The following is a 17,411-nucleotide window of genomic DNA, read 5'->3' as shown; positions in this document are numbered from 1 at the left end:
GCACCGGGTAGGAGCCGGGCAGTCGGCCGTTCCATGCGAACGCGAAGGGTTGGGGGCCGGGCACCTGGTGTCCGGCCCCCACCCGTGGCCCCGCGTCACCACGGGCCGAGATCAGCGGACGCCGAGCAGGTGGTCCATCGCCAGCTGGTCCAGGGCCTCGAACGCCATGCCTCGTTCCGCCGCCGCGTTCACATCGAACTCCTCGAACGCCGACCGGTCGGCCAGCAGCCCGGCCACGCCGTCCTCGGCGGTGGGGCGGGCCAGTTCGTCGAGCCGGGACGCGCGCAGCGCCTCCTGCACGGCTGGGTCGGCGCGGAAGGCGGCGGCGCGCTCCTTGAGGATCAGGTAGTTGCGCATGCAGCCCGCGGCCGAGGCCCAGACACCGTCGTAGTCCTCTGTTCGCGGCGGCTTGAAGTCGAAGTGCCGCGGCCCCGCATATCCGGCCGTCTCCAACAGGTCGACGAGCCAGAACGCCTGACGCAGGTCACCGGCGCCGAAGCGGAGGTCCTGGTCGTACTTGATGCCGGACTGACCGTTCAGATCGATGTGGAAGAGCTTGCCCGCCCACAGCGCCTGCGCGATGCCGTGCGGGAAGTTCAGCCCGGCCATCTGCTCGTGCCCGGTCTCCGGGTTGACGCCGACCAGCTCCGGGCGCTCCAGACGCTCGATGAAGGCGAGGGCGTGACCGATGGTCGGGAGCAGGATGTCGCCGCGCGGCTCGTTCGGCTTGGGCTCGATGGCGAACTTCAGGTCGTACCCCTGCTCGGTGACGTAGCCGCCGAGCAGGTCGAAGGCTTCCTTCATACGGTCGAGGGCGACCTGGATGTCCTTGGCGGCTCCGGACTCGGAGCCCTCGCGGCCGCCCCAGGCCACATAGGTGGTGGCGCCGAGCTCGACGGCGAGGTCGATATTGCGCAGGGTCTTGCGCAGGGCGTAGCGGCGTACGTCCCGGTCGTTGGCGGTGAACGCACCGTCCTTGAACACCGGGTGGGTGAAAAGGTTCGTCGTCGCCATGGGGACGACGAGTCCGGCCGCGTCCAACGCCTGCCGGAACCGCTTCACGATCCCTTCGCGCTCGGTGTCCGTCGAGCCGGACGGGATCAGGTCGTCGTCGTGGAATGTCACACCGTACGCGCCGAGCTCCGCGAGCCGCTGCACGGAGTCGACCGGGTCGATCGCCGTGCGGGTCGCATCGCCAAAGGGGTCGCGCCCCTGCCAGCCCACCGTCCACAGTCCGAAGGTGAACTTGTCGTCGGGGGTGGGTGCGAAGCGTTCCGTCATCGTCTGGCCGCCTTCAGTGCTGTCGGGTTCCATGACCGGCCGAGGTGGGGCCGAACCCACATTTGTTTACCGGCATGACTAATCATGCACGGAGCACACCCGGCTCATAACCCGTCGTGGCAAGAAATCCAGAGAGATCACTGTCCCCGGCGGACTCGATCACGTAATTTGTTTTTCGCACGATCAAATCTCCGTGGCGGCACACCAGCAGCCACACCCTGAAGCGATGCACACCCGGCAGCCATCTCCCTGCATCCGCCTCCCCGCACCAGGAATGAGGTCACCCATGCCGCCGCGTACTGTCGTCATCGGTGTGGACAGCTCCACCCAGTCCACCAAAGCCGCCTTCGTCGACGCCGGGACCGGCCGGCTGCTCGCCGTCGGCCGGGCACCGCATGTCGTCACCGGCGAAGCGGGGGCCCGCGAGAGCGATCCGGAGGCGTGGTGGCAGGCGCTGTGCGACGCCGTCGCCGCCGGACTGAAGGAGTCCGGCGTCGCTGCCTCCGCCGTGACCGGTATCGCGGTCGCCGGGCAGCAGCACGGGCTGGTCGTCCTCGACCGGGCGGGGCGCCCACTGCGTCCCGCGCTGCTGTGGAACGACACCCGCTCCGCCCCGCAGGCCGCCGCCCTCACCGCGGCGCTGGGCGGGGCAGAGGCCTGGACCGCGCGGACCGGATCCGTGCCGGTGGCCTCCATCACCGCGTCGAAGTGGCAATGGCTGCGGGAGAAGGAACCGGAGAACGCAGCCGCGGCCGGAGCCGTCCGGCTCCCCCACGACTTCCTGACCGAACGCCTCGCGGGCACCGCCGTCACCGACCCCGGTGACGCCTCGGGCACCGGCTGGTACTCCACCGCGACCGGCGCGTACGACCCCGGGCTGCTCGAACTCCTCGGCCTGGACGCCGCGTTGCTGCCCGAGGTGGCCGAGACCGGCGCTACCCGCATCGGCTCGCTGACCGCCGAAGCGGCCGACGCGCTCGGCCTGCCCGCCAAAGTCGCCGTGGCCGCCGGCACGGGGGACAACATGAGCGCCGCCGTCGGCCTCGGACTGGGCGGCGCCGGACTGCTGGACCACCCCGTCCTCAGCCTCGGCACCTCGGGAACGGTCTTCGCCGCCTCCCGGACACGGCCCGCGTCGACGGCGCTCGCCGGTTTCGCCGCCGCGGACGGTACGTACCTCCCGCTGGCCTGCACCCTCAACTGCACGCTCGCCGTGGACAAGGTCGCCGAACTGCTCGGTCTGGAGCGCGACGACGCAGCCTCCGGCGGCGAGGTGGTGCTCCTCCCCTACCTCGACGGCGAACGCACCCCCGATCTACCCAACGCCTCCGGCCTGCTCACCGGGCTGCGGCACGACACCACACCGCAGCAACTCCTGGGCGCCGCCTACGAGGGCGCGGTCTTCACCGTGCTGCGTGCCCTCGACGAACTCCTGCGGGCCTGCGGCCTCGACCCGGCCGACCCGGAGGTGGCCGCCCGGCCGCTGCGACTGATCGGCGGCGGCGCCCAGGGGCACACCTGGGTGGAGACGGTACGGCGGCTCTCCGGCCGGCCGGTGATCGTGGCCGGGAGCGGCGAACTGGTGGCCCTGGGCGCGGCCGCGCTGGCCGCCGCCGCAGCAACCGGTGAGGACCCGGTCGCGATCGCCACCGGCTGGAACAGCGGCGAGGACACTCGACTTCCCGCTGTCCGGCGGGACTCGGCAACCTGGGAGCGGGTGGGCTCCACGCTGGAGCGGGCCACCGGCCCGATGCTGGGCGGCGCCTGACACCCGTACACCTCACATGCTCGGAATCCCTGCGCAGCAACTGCACGCCACGAGCCGGGACCACACCGCCGTACAGGGTGAACTGACTGGCTGTCATTCCCTTTCGACCGACGTGGCCGACGAACTCCCGGCAGTCTCCTGACCGGTTTGGGGAAGCGAAGCGATCTTCACTAGTATCCGGCGATGATCATAAGAAGAAGGCTGACGGTCGGGGTGGGTATCCTGCTCGCCACCCTGACCGCCGGGCTCGGTTCGGCGCTCCCCGCCTCGGCCGATGAAACCCCCACCAAAGACTCCCCCAAGGTCGAGCTGGTACTCGACGTCAGTGGCTCCATGCGGACGCGTGACATCGATGGCCAGTCCCGGATGGCCGCGGCGAAGCAGGCGTTCAACGAGGTCCTGGACGCGGTGCCCGAGCAGGTGGAACTCGGCATCCGGACGCTCGGCGCCGACTACCCGGGCGATGACCGGAAGGTCGGCTGCAAGGACACCAAGCAGCTCTACCCGGTCGGCCCACTGGACCGCACGGAGGCGAAGACCGCCGTCGCCACCCTGGCCCCCACCGGGTGGACCCCGATCGGCCCGGCCCTGCTGGGCGCCGCCGACGACCTCGAAGGCGGCGACTCCACCCGCCGGATCGTGCTGATCAGCGACGGCGAGGACACCTGTGGCCCGCTCGACCCGTGCGAGGTGGCACGTGACATTGCGGCCCGCGGCATCCACCTCGTCATCGACACGCTGGGCCTGGTGCCGAATGCGAAGATCCGCGAGCAGCTGACCTGTATCGCCGAGGCCACCGGCGGCACCTACACCGCCGTCCAGCACACCGATGAACTCTCCGGCCGCGTCAAGCAGTTGGTCGACCGGGCTGCCGAGCCCGTCGTCACACCGGTGGCGACCGAGGGAGCGGACCGCTGCTCCACGGCTCCACAGCTCAAGGCGGGCCTGTACACCGACCGGGAGAAGTTCGGCGAGCACCGCTGGTACCGGGTGGATGTGCCGCCCGGTCAGGAGCTGCGCGCCTCGGTGAGCGTCTTCGCGGACCGTGCCGTGAACAATGACTACGGCGTGCTGCTGCGGGCGGTGACCGTACACGGCCGGGAAATCGTCCGGGGGTCGGAGTCGGGCACCGGTCGCACCGATGCCATCTCCTCCGGCCTGCGCTACCCGAAGCCCGAGCAGGACGACACGGCCAGCGGCGACGAGCCTGCCGCCGAGACCGTGTGTCTCCAGGTCAGCAACTCCTTCTCGGCCCCCGCCTCGGTGCAGACCGCGCCGGGCATGCCCCTCGAACTGACCGTGGACCTGGTCGACGCCCCGGACGACGCGGCCGATGCCGCCGCGTTCGGTCTCGGCCGCGGCTGGTGGCTGCTGGGCGTACTGGTTCTCACCGGACTGGTCGCGGGTCTGGTGACCGGCTGGATCTCGCGCTGGCGCATCACCGTCTGGAGGACCAACTGATGCGTAAGACACGTGTACTCGCGGGTGCGCTGCTGTCCGGCCTCGCCCTGCTGACCTCGGCGGGCGCCGCAGCGGCCGACGACCCGTCGGCGAGCCCGAGCCCGAGCGCCTCGGACGAAGGCTCCGGCCCCACCGAGGCCGGCACCACTTTCCGTACGGCCACTGCGATCCAGCAGAACCAGCGCGCCACCGCCGGGGCGTCCACGGGTGACTACCTGTACTGGGTCTTCCCCGCCGACGCCGGCCAGCGGGCCACCGTCAAGGCGAAGATCACCCTGCCGGAGAGCGCGACCCGGCACGGCACGTCGACCTGGCAGGTCGACGTGTACGACGGGCTGCGGCGCCGCCAGGCCTGCATGTACGGCCGCCAGACCGGGAAGGCTGCGGCCGACGCCTCGGCGGTCGAGCTGACCTGTGTGCTGCGGACCGTTCGCGCCTGGTCCGAGCCGTGGGCCAACGACCCGCTGCCGGGCAGCTACTTCGTACGCCTCACCGTCGTCGACCTGCCCTCGGCGGACCTTGGTCTACCGGTGCAGACCGAGGTCGAGGTCACGGCCACCGATCAGGGCGGTGCCGGGGATGTGGACGGCACTCTCGCCGAGCCTCTGGTCCCCGGTGTCTCCTCCGTCGAGCAGGCCTCGGACACGAGTGGCGATGACGCGCCGGCCAAGGTCGCGCTCGGCAGCGAGCCGGAGGACGGCTGGGCCTCAGGCTGGTGGACCGATCGCTGGCTGTGGACGGTCGGCGGCGGAGTACTGGCGGCGCTCGCGGCCGTCTTCGGCTACTCCCTCACGCGCGGCAACGGCCGCCCGTCCCGGTTCCCGCCGGGCGTGTGACCCGCACCTCGCGGGACGGGCTCCGGATCGGAAGCCCACCGAACCGCACCGCCGGACGGGCTCAGGACCCGGGCCCGTCCGGCGCCGGCGGACGTAACGGCCTCACACGCGCGGCGCGGCGAGCCGCTACCCTCGACAACTCACTTACTGCACAAGGACAATGACGCATTCCACGCCGTGCGGTAATGCTGAAGTCATGTCGCTGCGCGCCAAGTCGGTTGCGCCACAAGGGAGCGGAGACTTTCATGTCCACGGACACCGGCCCGGCCACTGACGCCGAACCGCGGGGCCACACCATCGTGCCGGGCCCGAAAGGGCTGCCGTTTCTCGGGAACTTGCCACAGTTCGGAAAGAATCCCCTCGCCTTCTTCGAGCGACTGCGCGGTCACGGCGACATGGTCGGCTGGCGATTCGGCCCCAACTCGTGTGTGTACATAGCCGATCCGGAGTGCATAGGCGAGCTGCTCACCGAGACGGAACGCACCTTCGACCAGCCGGCACTCGGTATCGCGTTCCGGACCGTCATGGGTAACGGCATTGTGGTCGCCCGCGGTACGGACTGGCGGCGGAAGCGGTCGCTGGTGCAGCCTTCCGTACGACCCAAGCAGGTACGGTCGTACGCGTCGACGATGGCGAGCAGCACGGTGGAGCTGGCGGACACCTGGTCCGACGGTGAACGCATCGACATCAAGCGGGAGATGGCTGCGCTGACGCAGAGGATCGCGGTCCGTACGATCTTCGGCGTCGACACCCCAGCCGACGCCGATGCGATGGGCCGGGCGATGGATGTGGCGCAGCAGGAGATCGGCAAGGAGTTCGCCGGTGTCGGCGCGCTGTTGCCGGACTGGGTGCCGACACCGGGCCGGGCCAGGATCAGGAAGGCCGCCGCGGTCATCGACGCCGAGGTGGGTCGGGTCGTCGCCCGTCACCGCGATGGCGAAGATGATCGCCCCGATCTGCTGAGCCGGCTGCTGACTGCGGTCGACGAGACGGGTGCGCACCTCACGGACCGGGAGATACGCGACGAGACGGTCACCCTGTACATCGGTGGTCACGAAACGACCAGCTCCACTCTGGTGTGGGCCTGGTATCTGCTGTCCCGCAACCCGCGAACGCGCGCCGCGCTCGCTGAGGAGCTGGACCGGGTACTCGGTGACCGGGAGCCGGAGTTCGACGACTACAAGCGGCTGACGTACACCCAGTCGGTAGTCAAGGAGACGCTGCGCCTCTACCCGACGATCTGGCTGGTCACCGGCGTCGCCAAGAAAGGTGCGCGGATCGGCGGTGTGCTGATGCCGGAGGGCACCAGGGTATGGACCAGTCAGTGGGCGACGCACCGCGACGAGCGGTGGTTTCCCGAGCCCGAGGAGTTCCGCCCCGAGCGCTGGGATCCGGACAAGGGCGACGACATCGCGGAGTACGCCTGGTTCCCGTTCGGCGGTGGCCCCCGTGTCTGTCTGGGCACACGGTTCGCGATGGTCGAGGCGGTGCTGATCCTTGCCGTGCTGGCACGCCGTTTCGAACTGGAGGTGGACCCGGGCACCATCAACCCCGTACCGACGCTGACGCTGCAGCCGGACCGCGAAGTGATAGCGACGGTCCGGGCGCGGTAGCGGTGTACGGAGTGGGGTGGCAGCGGCGGGCCACCGCCCGGCCCGAAGCGGTCCGCGGAGAGCCCGCCGCCCTCTCACCCCACCCGCACCATCCCCACCCGGTTCAGCCTGCGATCAGGGCCGGATCGCTCGTACCCGCCTCTCCCGTCTCGACGTGTCCGGCGAAGCGGCGCAGGAACGTTGTGTCCGTGTCGGAGACCACCGAGATGTCGTACCAACGGCTGCTCCCCCGCAGGTCCACCGAGTGGTTCACGGTCGCGCCCGCGCGCACCGTGAACGTCTGGGCGAGGCCGCCATAGGCATCGCTCAGCGTCAAATGAGCGTCGCCAGACCCCGTATGAGTCATCGTCAGGTCAAGATTCCCATTGGTGGCGTTGTGGCGAGCGGTCACCTCGGGCCCTGCCGCCTTGCCAGGCCCCTTGAAGGTACGGAGGAAGCCGTTCGGACCGTACACGCTGAGGTTGGTCACCCCGTTCGAGTAGGCCGTGTTCCAGGCGTCGAAGAGCGATTTGCCGGCCTCGGTGGTGTACGTCCACGGTCCGTCGGTACGGTTCGCGGACGTCACCAGGAACTGCGCCCCGGCTGCGGCGCCGCCGCTGAAGGTGAGGCCGTACTTTCCGTTTTCCGGATTCGCCGAGCCGTCCACGAACGGCTCGTACGGCAGCGGCCGGGTGGGCCGGGAACCCGGTTCCTGCTTGGGAACACTGCCGACAGCGGGCGGCACGGGCACATAGTCGGGATGCCGGTTGCGGTCCGGCGGCAGGTACCCGGCGGTGGAGGGCAGGGTGACGGGGGCGGTATCCCTGCGGCGGAAGTCGAACGCGGAGGTGAGGTCACCGCAGATCGCGCGTCGCCAGGGCGAGATGTTCGGTTCCTTCACCCCGAAGCGACGCTCCATGAACCGGATGATCGAGGTGTGGTCGAAGACCTCGGAGCACGAGAACCCTCCGGTGCTCCACGGCGAGACGACCAGCATCGGAACGCGCTGCCCCAGACCGTACGGACCTGCGGCGTATCTGATGCTGCCGGCAAAATAGTCAGCGGAGGTCGCCACGGTGGACAACCCCTGCGCGGACCCGGACGGCGGGTACGGCGGCACGATGTGGTCGAAGAATCCATCGTTCTCGTCGTACGTGATGAACAGGGCGGTCCTGCCCCACACCTCCGGGTTGGACGTCAGCGCGTCCAGCACCTGCGCGATGTACCAGGCACCGTAATTCGCGGGCCAGTTGGGGTGCTCGGTGAAGGCTTCCGGGGCGGCGATCCAGGAGATCTGCGGAAGGGTCCCGGCCTTCACATCGGCCCTGAGTTTGTCGAAGAGCCCGTCGCCGTTCTTGGCGTCAGTGCCGGTGCGCGCCTTGTCGTAGAGCGGATCGCCGGGCTTGGCCTTGCGGTAATTGTTGAAGTACAGCAGCGAGTTGTCGCCGTAGTTCCCTCGGTACGCGTCGTTGATCCATCCCCAGGACCCTGCGGCATCCAGCCCGTCGCCGATGTCCTGATATATCTTCCAGGACACTCCTGCCTTCTCCAGCCGTTCGGGATACGTCGTCCACCCGTACCCTGCCTCGTCGTTCCCGAGCACGGGACCGCCGCCGGTGCCGTCGTTGCCGGTGTATCCCGTCCACATGTAGTAGCGGTTCGGATCTGTCGAGCCGATGAAGGAGCAGTGGTATGCGTCGCAGACGGTGAACGCGTCGGCGAGGGCGTAGTGGAACGGTATGTCCTCGCGGGTGAGGTAGGCCATCGTCGTCGCCGACTTGGCGGGCACCCACTTGTCGTACGCGCCCTTGTTGAACGCCCAGTGGCCTCCCGCCCAGTCGTGGTTGAGGTCCTGGATGAACTGGAGTCCGAGGTTGTCGGCCGTTGGCCGGAACGGCAGCACTTCCTTGGTGCCGGACGACTGGTGCCACACCGGTTTGCCGCTGGGCAATGTCACCGGACGTGGGTCACCGAAGCCACGTACACCCTTGAGTGTGCCGAAGTAGTGGTCGAACGAGCGGTTCTCCTGCATCAGCACAACGATGTGCTCAACGTCCTCGAGGGTGCCGGTGGCGCCCTTCGCCGGGAGGGAGGCAGCGCGGGCGATGCTGCTCGACAGCATGGTGAAGGCGGCTGCGCCTCCGGCGAGTTGCATGAAGCGGCGTCGGTCGAATTCAGCCATGGGTGAGGACCTCTGTGGGGTGAGGAGGTGTCGGGGCGAATGCGACTGGAGTGTTCCAGAGTCCGCCTGGCTGCGAAAGACCGACGCCGTGTGGACACGGTGGCCATCCGCCGAACAGCAGTCGGCGGGCTGGTGCGCGACCGGCGCGGCGGGCGTGGCCGCGGTGGCCTGTCCGACCCTGCTCCTGCGGACAGGCCGGAGGGCCGCCCGAACAGTTCGGGCGGCCCTCGGCGTCACTTCGATATGCGTGAGCCGTGCAGCAGGACCGGGAACGCTTCCATGTCGTGCTGCGTCATCACCGGCAGCTTGCGGATCTCCTCGTCCGCAATGGCCGACCGCAGTCCGGGGAAGCGCCGGAACAGTGCGGGCAGGGCAATGCCGGCCTCCACACGGGAGAGCGCCGCTCCGGGGCAGATGTGGGTGCCCCTCCTGTTCTGCCCCGTGGTCGCGCTGGTTGACTATCGTGGCTGAGCTGGACTGGATGAAGGGGCGTGCGGACGGATGGCGTACGGGCGGGCCGGATGGGTGCGGGTGCCGGTGGGGGACGATGCGGCACGGTGGACGACCCGGGGCAAGTGCCTGCGCGTGCTCGTCGTCGTACACAACGTGACCGCCGCGACCCGGCTGCTCGATGTACTGCCCCTGTTCGACGACGACTGGCGCGTCCAGCTGCTGGTGACCTGTACGGGCTCGTCGGCGTTCGCGGCCGGCACGGCCGAGTTGCTGGCCGACACCGAGGTGCCGGTCCTGCCGTGGGAGCAGGCGGCTGAGACAGAGGCGGACCTGGTCGTCTCCGCCAGTTTTGGCGGCCAACTAGAGGTTTTTTCAGGCAAGTTGGCTATCCTGTCGCACGGTGTTGGATACACTAAGAGGCTGGCAACACCGGACACCGGACACCGGGTCGGGGGCGGGGGCGGCGGCGCCTGCGCCCGTTTTCGGGCTTGCCCCGGAGTGGCTTCTGTCGCGGGGGGCTCCTGTCGCGGACGCGCTCGTCCTCTCCCATCCCGAGCAGTACGAACGGTTGCGTATCGCCTGTCCCGAGGCGGCGCCGACAGCCGTACTCGCCGGGGACCCCTGCTTCGACCGGATACTCGCCGCCCGCCCCTATCGCGAGCGCTTCCGCCGTGCGTTGGGTGTGCGACCTGGGCAGCAGCTGATCCTGCTGAATTCGACCTGGAACTCCGAGTCCCTCTTCGGTGATGGCGGGGGCGGCGGTGACGTCGTGGCTGCGCTATTGGACCGGGTCTCCGCCGAGTTCCCCGTGGACGAGTACCGGTTCGCCGCCGTACTGCACCCGAACATCTGGCACGGCCACGGACCCGGTCAGATCCGCGCCTGGCTCGATCGTGCGCGGCGCGGCGGGCTGGCGCTGATCGATCCGCTGAAGGGGTGGCGGCAGGCTCTGCTGGCCGCCGATGCCGTGATCGGGGACCACGGTTCCGTCACCTACTACGCTGCCGCCCTCGGCACTCCTGTGCTCCTGGGTGCCGCGCCGCTCGACGCCCTCGATCCCGATGCGCCGATCTCCGCGTTCATGCGGGAGGCACCGCGGCTCGACCCAGGCGTATCACTGTCGACGCAGATCGAGAGACTCATCGGGCGTCACCGGCCGTTGTCGGGGCCTGCCGGGTTCACCACCTCCGTGCCAGGTGAATCAGCGGTCCGGTTGCGTCGGCTCTTCTACTCGATGATGGGTGCGCCGGAGCCCGGTTGGCCGGCTTCGCTGAAGCCTCTCCCGCTGCCCGATTACGAGGCCACAACGGCCACCGTCCCCTTTCACGTACTGTCGCAGGTCCTCGGGCCGGGAGAGGTTGCGGTCAGTCGCCGGGCGGGCCCGCGGCCGATGGTGGGTCCGGATCACGACGGGGAACTGCATGTCGCCGTACACGAGGACACCCGTGACGTGGACCAGTTGCATCTGGCCGATGTCATCTTCCGGGACGGGGCACCCGACGACCCGCGCTTCGGCTCTCCGTCGGTCTGGACCGCAGAGGTGCTCCGGCGCCATCAGGGATGCTCCCTTGCGGCCTACGTGACCGGGCCGTCCGCGTGTGTGGTCCGGGTGCGTGGCGAGGAGCCGCTCCGGGTGGTGGCGGCGCCCGGTGCCGATGCGGGAGGCATGTCCGGTCCGGACCCCGCCGCGTACGCCTCTGCCCTGTACGCCTGGCTGGCGACCGGCAGCCCCGGCGCAGCCGCGTCCACCAAACGCCTCACACAAGCGATGGCCGACGGGCTCTCCGTGCGGACAGGTACTCGGCTGCAACGCGTGCGGGTTGTGCCTCTGACACCCCCGGAATGACGGGGTGCCAGAGGCGGAAAGAGGACTTACGGGGTGACGCAGCGTTCTCTCATGCGTCGCAGATGCGACAGGTGGTATTCCGCACGCTGGCCATCGAGCGTGCGGATCGCTTCGTCGATCAGCGGCAGTGCCGCTTCGGTGTCCTCTTCGTCCAAGCAGGTCTCGGCCAGATCGGTGAGCGTCCGAGCGGTGTTATACGAATCGCCGCTCGCCCGGAAGTGGCGAAGTGCGGTCTCCAGCCTCTCGCTGGCCTCCCCGCCCTGTCCGAGCCCCCGCAGGGCTCGGCCGCGATGGCGTTGCAACAGGGCCTGGGCACGCGGCAGGTCAGCGATTCCCTCGTCGTGTGCGTCCATCGCGTTCAGGATGACGCCCGCTTCGTCGAAGCACTCGTGCGCCTCCTGGTAGCGCCACTGCCGCAGTCTGAGCAGTCCCAAAAACTCCACGGCCGAGGCGTGGCCTCGCTTGTGGGCGGCCGACTCCTCGGCCCGCGCAGCCGCCCGTGTCTCCGTCTCCGCTTCCTCCCAACGCCCCAATTCTGTCAGTGAGTGGGCCAGTTGGGCGTGAAGCGCTCCGACGTCGAAGCTTCCCGCGAGATGGGCGTCGGCGAGACGCGCTCCGATGCGCAGCGCCGGCAGCAGCATCTCGTGGTGGCCCGCCTTGAGCTGCAGCGGCCACAGGGAACGGCTCAGGCGTACGGCGGTGTCCGGGTCACCGGACTCCTCGGCACAGCGAACGGCCTCGACCAGGTTGCCCAGCTCCGCGAGCAGTACGTCGAGGGCGGCGCCCCGGTCCTCGTACCTCTGCCCGATCCGGTCCTCGGCGGGTGCCGGGACGCGCCAGCTCTCCGGGAGTGCCTGGTGAGCCGCCGATGTCGCCAGGTCCGCATAGGCGAGCAGCGTGCGGGTGAGAGCCGCGGAGCAGGCCGCGATTCCGTCCTCGCGGATCGCTGTCGCCTCGGCGTGTGCGCGGACCCGGGGGCGGTAGTGGTAGCGGCCGTTGTCGGTTCCGCTCCGACTGCGTTCCAGGAGCATCCTGTCGGCGAGATCCGCCAGGAGTTCCGCCGTGACCGCCGAGTCCTGGCCGGTGGCCCGTCCGGCCGTCGCGGCGTCGAAAGCGGGCCAGTCGCGCAGCGCCATCAGCCGGTACAACTTGGCGGATTCCGGCGTCAGGAGCTGGTAGTTGTCCTCCGCCGCCCCTTGTACCGGGTCGCTGTCCGGTGCGGCCTGACGCGGTGGAAGCATGGGGGCACAGAGCCGTTCCGCTGCGGCCCGCAGGGCGTACGGCGATCCGCCGCATCGGGCAAGCAGCGCGGGCAGCGTGGCGCGGGCTTCGGCGACGGTGGATTTGTCGGTGATATCGGTGAGCAGACGCACGGCGTCCTTGTCCGTGAGCGGACCGACGGGGACCCGTACGGCGTCGAGGCCGGGGAACGGAGCCCGGGCGACGACGATCGTGAACACCCCGGGCGCCGACGTGAGGAACGGTCTGACCTGCGCTGCGGAGTGCGCGTGATCGAGCACGACCAGGAGTTTGCGGTCCGCCACGCAATGGCGGAAGAACTCGCCGAGCCGGTCGGTGGCGGTCGGCATCTCCTCGTCCCGCACGCCCAGTTGGCGAAGCAGTGTGCGCAGTACGGTTCCGACGTCGCGCGCGCTCCCGGCGCCCCCGCCGCCGAGGTCGGCATAGATCTGGCCGTCCGGGAAGAGCCGGGTCGGCCGGGATCCGAAGTGTACGGCGAGCGTGCTGGAACCCATGCCGTCCGGACCGTGCACCAGGGCGAGCCGGGGCCTTCCGTCCGCGCGGCGGGATGCTTCTCGCTGGAGTTGCCTCATCGCTTCCTTGCGGTCCGTGAAGAACCTTATAGAGGCGGGGAGGTGTGACTGCACGGCTCGGACCGGATTCGGTCCGCCGCGCACTCTTGACGCGAACGCGCTCCAGGAGGCAGCGAGTTGCGGGTTCGTACGGATCTGCTCGTAGACCATGCGGGCCACGTCGTCCCGTTCCTCCGGGGCGACGGGCGCGGGGACCTCCCGGCCGACGATTCTCCGTACGACGCCGCCGGTCGACTCCCAGGCCCACTTGCCGGCCTCGTTGGCCATCCCCGAACCAACTGCGCCGAGTACCGCCGAAATGGCCGCCACCGAAGCGGGATCCAGCATGTCGCGCACTCCTCGTTCCCGGTGTTCCGCGCGATGCGCCCTCCCCGGCACCGCCGCTGCCACCGTCGGATCAACGTTAGCGTCAGACAGGGCGTTATCCCTTGGAGGTGGCCATGGTGATCGTCCTGGCTCGACGCGGGAAGTCGGCCCGCCCGACAGGCTCTCAGGGCGCCTTGAACAGCTTCGGGAAGCGGGGAGCGAGCCAGGGTTTGCGACCCCGGGCGAGGACACGGCCGCGGGCCATGGCTCCCCATGGGTTGCGCCGGCCGAGCGCCATCAGGAGGAAGGTGACCGGCTCGATGAGGATGGTGCAGTCCGGGCGGGTGGCCGGCTGCGGGGTGACGGATACGACGCCGTCGGTGAAGGTGACGCCGAAGCGGGCGCCTCCCCGCAGTCGGATCGTGTAGCGGGCGGTCAGCCGGGCGATCGCGGCGGCATCGGTCACCCGGGGCATCGCCGTCATGAGGAAGGGCAGCGACAGCTCGACGCGCCTGCGGTCGAGCATGTGCGGGCGGCCCAACGCACGGGCGAGGTCGTAACCATGGCCGAGCATGTGTGTCAGCAGGTACGAGCCCAGCACCACCCGGCTCATCGGGCCCAAGGGAGTGATCACGTTCTCATCCGTCGTACACCGGTCCATCGCCGTGACATACGCGTCCGCCTGCGTCACGATCAACTCGGCCAGCGGATCGGCGTCCCGCTCCCCGAAGCCGGCCAGCGCGCTCTCATTGGCTTCGGCGAGACTCTGCGGCGTTCCGTCGCCGTAGCTGCGTTCCTGTCCGGCCGCGATGCCGGCCATCAGCTCGTTGGCCTGCGCCAGATGTGCTGCCGCCTGCCCGAGGGTCCACTCCGAGCCGGGCACCGGGATGCCCGTGTCGGCAACCCCGCGCAGCACCGCGGCGATCTCCTCGGCGGTGGCGCGTATCGCCTCGCCGAGCCCTTCGGGCAGCGTGCCTCGTACCTCGTGTCCGGTCACTGATTCCACGTTTCTTCCCGCCTCGACCGCGGCTGTGCGCCGGATGTGCGCAGCCCGGCCGCGGACCTCGTCACGGATCACCACGGTGCCCGCGGTACACCAGACCAGGTGGCGGGGCCTGCGACAAGAGCCGGCACCAGAACGGCAGCGGTCATCTCCCACCGCGCACGGACCTCAGTGGACTTGCTCGGACACGCGTCGGCGGGGCAACTGCTATTGGGCGGTCAGCTTGCAGACGACCGGCGTGGCGCTGCCGTACAGGCAAGTGCCACCCGAGGTCATGCGGGTGCACCGCCGTACCCAGCTTTTTCGCGTAGGTGCCGATACATGCAATACCGGTCGGGGTCGTGTTGCCGGGCAGCACCGCGGGGTTCAGGCCGCCCTCGGCCGCGGACATGCCACCGCTGTTGTACGAGGAGGCGAACGCGAACACTTCTCTGAACTAAGAGATGCCGCGGGTAGGGGCGCCGTCGCGAGCGCCGTGATACCGCCGCCCGCCAGCGGAATCTCTTAGTGATCGAGCGATGATCGGTCGTGGCGACGGACCCGCGAGGGCGGTTTGCCGTCGGGGATCTGAGTAGTGCCCCACGCGCTCGGCTGAGAATTGACAGTTTGTTACTCGCTACCACTGGGTTCTCTGGCACGCCAGGCCGAAACGGTCGAAACCTGACAGGGCGCACATGCCACACGCCTCCGAATTCCGGACCGAGACGTATTTGCGTTAGAGCGCACTCCAACTCCTAGGTTCGGAAGCATGCGATACATCAAACTCGGAACCACCGGACTGGAAGTCTCCGCCATCACCCTCGGCTGCATGAGCTTCGGCGAGCCGGACCGGGGCGGCGAGCCCTGGTCGCTGGGCGCGGACGCCAGCCGGGACATCATCAAGCAGGCCCTTGAGAGCGGCGTCAACTTCCTCGACACGGCCAATGGGTACAGCGCCGGAAGCAGCGAGGAGATCGTCGGCCAGGCGGTCAAGGACTTCACCCGGCGCGAGGAGGTCGTTCTCTCCACCAAGGTCTGGATGCGGATGCGCCCCGGCCCGAACGGCGCCGGGCTGTCCCGCAAGGCGATCTTCGCCGAGCTCGACGCCTCCCTGAAGCGACTGGGGACCGACTACATCGACCTGTACCAGATCCACCGCTGGGACTACGACACCCCGATCGAGGAAACCCTTGAGGCGCTGCACGACGCGGTCAAGTCCGGGAAGGTCCGCTACATCGGAGCCTCTTCCATGTACGCCTGGCAGTTCGCCAAGGCCCTGTACCTGGCTGACCTGAACGGCTGGACCCGGTTCGTGTCGATGCAGGACCACTACAACCTCATCCACCGGGAGGCAGAGCGGGAGATGCTCCCGCTCTGCGCCGACCAAGGCATCGGCATGATCCCGTGGAGCCCTCTGGCGCGGGGCAGGCTGACGCGGGCCCGGGACACCGCCACGGCGCGTGCCCAGACCGACGAGGGCGGCGAGATCCTCTACCGCGACGGGGACCAGGCGGTGGCCGAGCGCGTCCACGAGATCGCGGGCAAGCGGGGTCTGTCCGCGGCCCAGGTCGCCCTGGCCTGGGTCATGCGCAACCCGGCGGTGACCTCGCCCATCGTCGGGGTCACCAAGCCGGCCCAGCTGGCCGACGCGGTCGCCGCGGTGGACGTCGAACTCGACGAAGACGAGGCCGCCTACTTGGAGGAGCCCTACCAGCCGCACGAGGCCGCCTACCTGGAGGAGTCCTTCTACAAGTCGCGGCCTGTGGCGGGCTCCCGGTAGTCCGGGCTACCGTCGGGCCTTCGACGAGTCCTTGGCCTCGGCCTTCACAGCCCTGTGGTCGGCCCGGCGGTGCTTGCGGGCGGTCGCGCGCGACTGCATGATCCGCGCGCTGCCCGCCAGCGCGGTGAGCAGGATGCCCACCACCGCGGCCAGCAGCAGGGCCACGCGCAGCGGAACGTGCCCGTGGGCATCGAAGTAGCTGACGTCCACCGACTGCTCCTGAGTTTGGTCAATTGGTTAACTTGATGGCCCTCCTGCCGTACTGATCCGTGTCGCGATCTGGCTGAAGCTGGGCATGCCGAGATCGATCACTTGGTGTTGACGGACCTGCTCTGCGTCAAGCTGGGTGATCTTCTCCTCTGCGCTGGCCAGGCTGACTTGCAGTCCCTCGATCTCACCGAGCCATCCCTCCTGTTCGGCTTCGGTGATTCGGGCAATCAGGTTGTCGCGAATCTCGACGAGGCGGTGTCGTCGCGAATCTCGACGAGGCGGTGTCTCTGAGCCGGATCCGGCCGGAGCATGGAGCATCGAATGCACGCGTGTTCGTGGATGCAGGGAGGCCCGAATGCGCGAGCGCAGATTCCGATCGAGAGTTTGCGTCGCTCGAAGTGCCCGAGGAAGGCGTCCCATTCCTCGTTGGTCGGGGTTCGGTACTCCTCGCTGGGACGTAGTGATCGGCGTCGTGCGATGAACGCTCGATGGGCCTCGATCGCCTCGCTGGGGTAGATGGCGTTGTATCCCATGGTCGTGTTGATGTTGGTGTGCCCCGCGATGACCTGCGCGATGTGCGGGGGAAGGCCGCTGCGGATGGCGTCGGTGATGAAAATCCGCCGGAAGTCATGGGGCGAGAAATCCAAGGGCTGTCCGGCCGAGTCGGTGAGATTCGTGTGCTCGGTGGCACGCCCGGCGCACTGGGCGACAGCGCGATCTGTCCCACTACCTGGCCATGGCCGACGGCCAGGCCGCCACCGCGTTACCCGAGAGGGTGTTGTGCGCGCCGCCCTCATCCTCCGCTCAGCAGCTGATCATCCGTACTCCTTGTCGCCGGCCCGGTATCCGCACCATCCAGACTCTGGGCCGGTGGATCCGATC

Annotated in this window: 13 protein-coding genes and 1 pseudogene; 6 read left to right on the top strand and 8 right to left on the bottom strand. The window is 69.1% G+C overall.

Annotated elements, in window-relative coordinates; all coding sequences use genetic code 11:
- Window positions 1-111 precede the first annotated feature (111 nt).
- The gene (xylA, locus tag ABT115_RS23555; RefSeq protein WP_351793173.1) at window positions 112-1,281 is read right to left on the bottom strand and encodes a xylose isomerase; all 1,170 of its coding nucleotides are present in this window, start codon (window positions 1,279-1,281) and stop codon (window positions 112-114) included.
- A 286-nt stretch (window positions 1,282-1,567) separates the two neighbouring features.
- Between xylA and xylB the strand changes: the two genes are divergently transcribed.
- The 4 genes from xylB (at window position 1,568) to ABT115_RS23535 (ending at window position 6,959) form a co-directional block, all read left to right on the top strand.
- Entirely contained in the window at window positions 1,568-3,049 is a 1,482-nt protein-coding gene (gene xylB, locus ABT115_RS23550) for a xylulokinase (RefSeq protein ID WP_351793171.1), read from the top strand.
- A 183-nt stretch (window positions 3,050-3,232) separates the two neighbouring features.
- Window positions 3,233-4,510, top strand: coding sequence for a VWA domain-containing protein (locus tag ABT115_RS23545; RefSeq protein WP_351793168.1), 1,278 nt, complete (start codon window positions 3,233-3,235; stop codon window positions 4,508-4,510).
- Complete coding sequence (locus ABT115_RS23540) at window positions 4,510-5,346, top strand: hypothetical protein (RefSeq protein ID WP_351793165.1); 837 nt, start codon at window positions 4,510-4,512, stop codon at window positions 5,344-5,346. Before ABT115_RS23545 ends, ABT115_RS23540 begins: the two co-directional genes overlap by 1 nt.
- Before the next feature lie 245 nt (window positions 5,347-5,591).
- Window positions 5,592-6,959 (top strand): cytochrome P450, encoded by a 1,368-nt coding sequence (locus tag ABT115_RS23535; protein ID WP_351793162.1) that lies wholly within the window; start codon window positions 5,592-5,594, stop codon window positions 6,957-6,959.
- 103 nt (window positions 6,960-7,062) lie between these two features.
- On the opposite strand, the gene ABT115_RS23530 is transcribed toward ABT115_RS23535, so the two are convergent.
- The gene (locus ABT115_RS23530) at window positions 7,063-9,120 is read right to left on the bottom strand and encodes a phosphocholine-specific phospholipase C (RefSeq protein ID WP_351793159.1); all 2,058 of its coding nucleotides are present in this window, start codon (window positions 9,118-9,120) and stop codon (window positions 7,063-7,065) included.
- A gap of 233 nt (window positions 9,121-9,353) precedes the next feature.
- A pseudogene (locus ABT115_RS23525) lies at window positions 9,354-9,545 on the bottom strand (cytochrome P450); the annotation flags it as partial.
- Window positions 9,546-9,973: 428 nt separating this feature from the next.
- On the opposite strand from ABT115_RS23525, the gene ABT115_RS23520 reads away from it, so the two are divergent.
- Window positions 9,974-11,419, top strand: coding sequence for a hypothetical protein (locus tag ABT115_RS23520; protein ID WP_351793156.1), 1,446 nt, complete (start codon window positions 9,974-9,976; stop codon window positions 11,417-11,419).
- Window positions 11,420-11,445: 26 nt separating this feature from the next.
- On the opposite strand, the gene ABT115_RS23515 is transcribed toward ABT115_RS23520, so the two are convergent.
- Window positions 11,446-13,578 carry a tetratricopeptide repeat protein gene (locus ABT115_RS23515; protein ID WP_351793153.1) on the bottom strand — a complete coding sequence of 711 codons (2,133 nt, stop codon included), beginning with the start codon at window positions 13,576-13,578 and terminating at the stop codon, window positions 11,446-11,448.
- Between the two features lie 163 nt (window positions 13,579-13,741).
- The gene (locus ABT115_RS23510; RefSeq protein WP_502969148.1) at window positions 13,742-14,554 is read right to left on the bottom strand and encodes a maleylpyruvate isomerase family mycothiol-dependent enzyme; all 813 of its coding nucleotides are present in this window, start codon (window positions 14,552-14,554) and stop codon (window positions 13,742-13,744) included.
- Between the two features lie 754 nt (window positions 14,555-15,308).
- Between ABT115_RS23510 and ABT115_RS23505 the strand changes: the two genes are divergently transcribed.
- Window positions 15,309-16,319 carry an aldo/keto reductase gene (locus ABT115_RS23505; protein WP_351793151.1) on the top strand — a complete coding sequence of 337 codons (1,011 nt, stop codon included), beginning with the start codon at window positions 15,309-15,311 and terminating at the stop codon, window positions 16,317-16,319.
- Window positions 16,320-16,325: 6 nt separating this feature from the next.
- Here the strand turns inward: ABT115_RS23505 and ABT115_RS23500 are convergent, their stop codons facing one another.
- From ABT115_RS23500 to ABT115_RS23490, 3 genes are read right to left on the bottom strand one after another with little or no spacing between them, the layout of a single operon-like run.
- On the bottom strand, window positions 16,326-16,529 hold the full coding sequence (locus tag ABT115_RS23500; protein WP_351793149.1) for a lipopolysaccharide assembly protein LapA domain-containing protein: 204 nt from the start codon (window positions 16,527-16,529) through the stop codon (window positions 16,326-16,328).
- Between the two features lie 27 nt (window positions 16,530-16,556).
- Window positions 16,557-16,847 carry a hypothetical protein gene (locus ABT115_RS23495; protein WP_351793146.1) on the bottom strand — a complete coding sequence of 97 codons (291 nt, stop codon included), beginning with the start codon at window positions 16,845-16,847 and terminating at the stop codon, window positions 16,557-16,559.
- Window positions 16,757-17,326, bottom strand: coding sequence for a site-specific integrase (locus ABT115_RS23490; RefSeq protein WP_351793144.1), 570 nt, complete (start codon window positions 17,324-17,326; stop codon window positions 16,757-16,759). The genes ABT115_RS23495 and ABT115_RS23490 overlap by 91 nt, the downstream gene beginning before the upstream one ends.
- Between the last annotated feature and the right edge of the window lie 85 nt (window positions 17,327-17,411).

The sequence above is a fragment of the Streptomyces sp. NPDC001832 genome, from assembly GCF_040297265.1.
GTDB lineage: Bacteria > Actinomycetota > Actinomycetes > Streptomycetales > Streptomycetaceae > Streptomyces.
Note: the sequence above shows the minus strand (reverse complement) of the source record. Positions and strands in the feature narration are given on the sequence as shown.

Coding starts and splice junctions, on each gene's coding strand:
- xylB (WP_351793171.1), top strand. CDS start 1,568: ATGCCGCCGCGTACTGTCGTCATCGGTGTGGACAGCTCCACCCAGTCC.
- ABT115_RS23515 (WP_351793153.1), bottom strand. CDS start 13,578: ATGCTGGATCCCGCTTCGGTGGCGGCCATTTCGGCGGTACTCGGCGCA.
- ABT115_RS23545 (WP_351793168.1), top strand. CDS start 3,233: ATGATCATAAGAAGAAGGCTGACGGTCGGGGTGGGTATCCTGCTCGCC.
- ABT115_RS23490 (WP_351793144.1), bottom strand. CDS start 17,326: ATGAGGGCGGCGCGCACAACACCCTCTCGGGTAACGCGGTGGCGGCCT.
- ABT115_RS23535 (WP_351793162.1), top strand. CDS start 5,592: ATGTCCACGGACACCGGCCCGGCCACTGACGCCGAACCGCGGGGCCAC.
- ABT115_RS23530 (WP_351793159.1), bottom strand. CDS start 9,120: ATGGCTGAATTCGACCGACGCCGCTTCATGCAACTCGCCGGAGGCGCA.
- xylA (WP_351793173.1), bottom strand. CDS start 1,281: ATGACGGAACGCTTCGCACCCACCCCCGACGACAAGTTCACCTTCGGA.
- ABT115_RS23495 (WP_351793146.1), bottom strand. CDS start 16,847: ATGCTCCATGCTCCGGCCGGATCCGGCTCAGAGACACCGCCTCGTCGA.
- ABT115_RS23540 (WP_351793165.1), top strand. CDS start 4,510: ATGCGTAAGACACGTGTACTCGCGGGTGCGCTGCTGTCCGGCCTCGCC.
- ABT115_RS23505 (WP_351793151.1), top strand. CDS start 15,309: ATGCGATACATCAAACTCGGAACCACCGGACTGGAAGTCTCCGCCATC.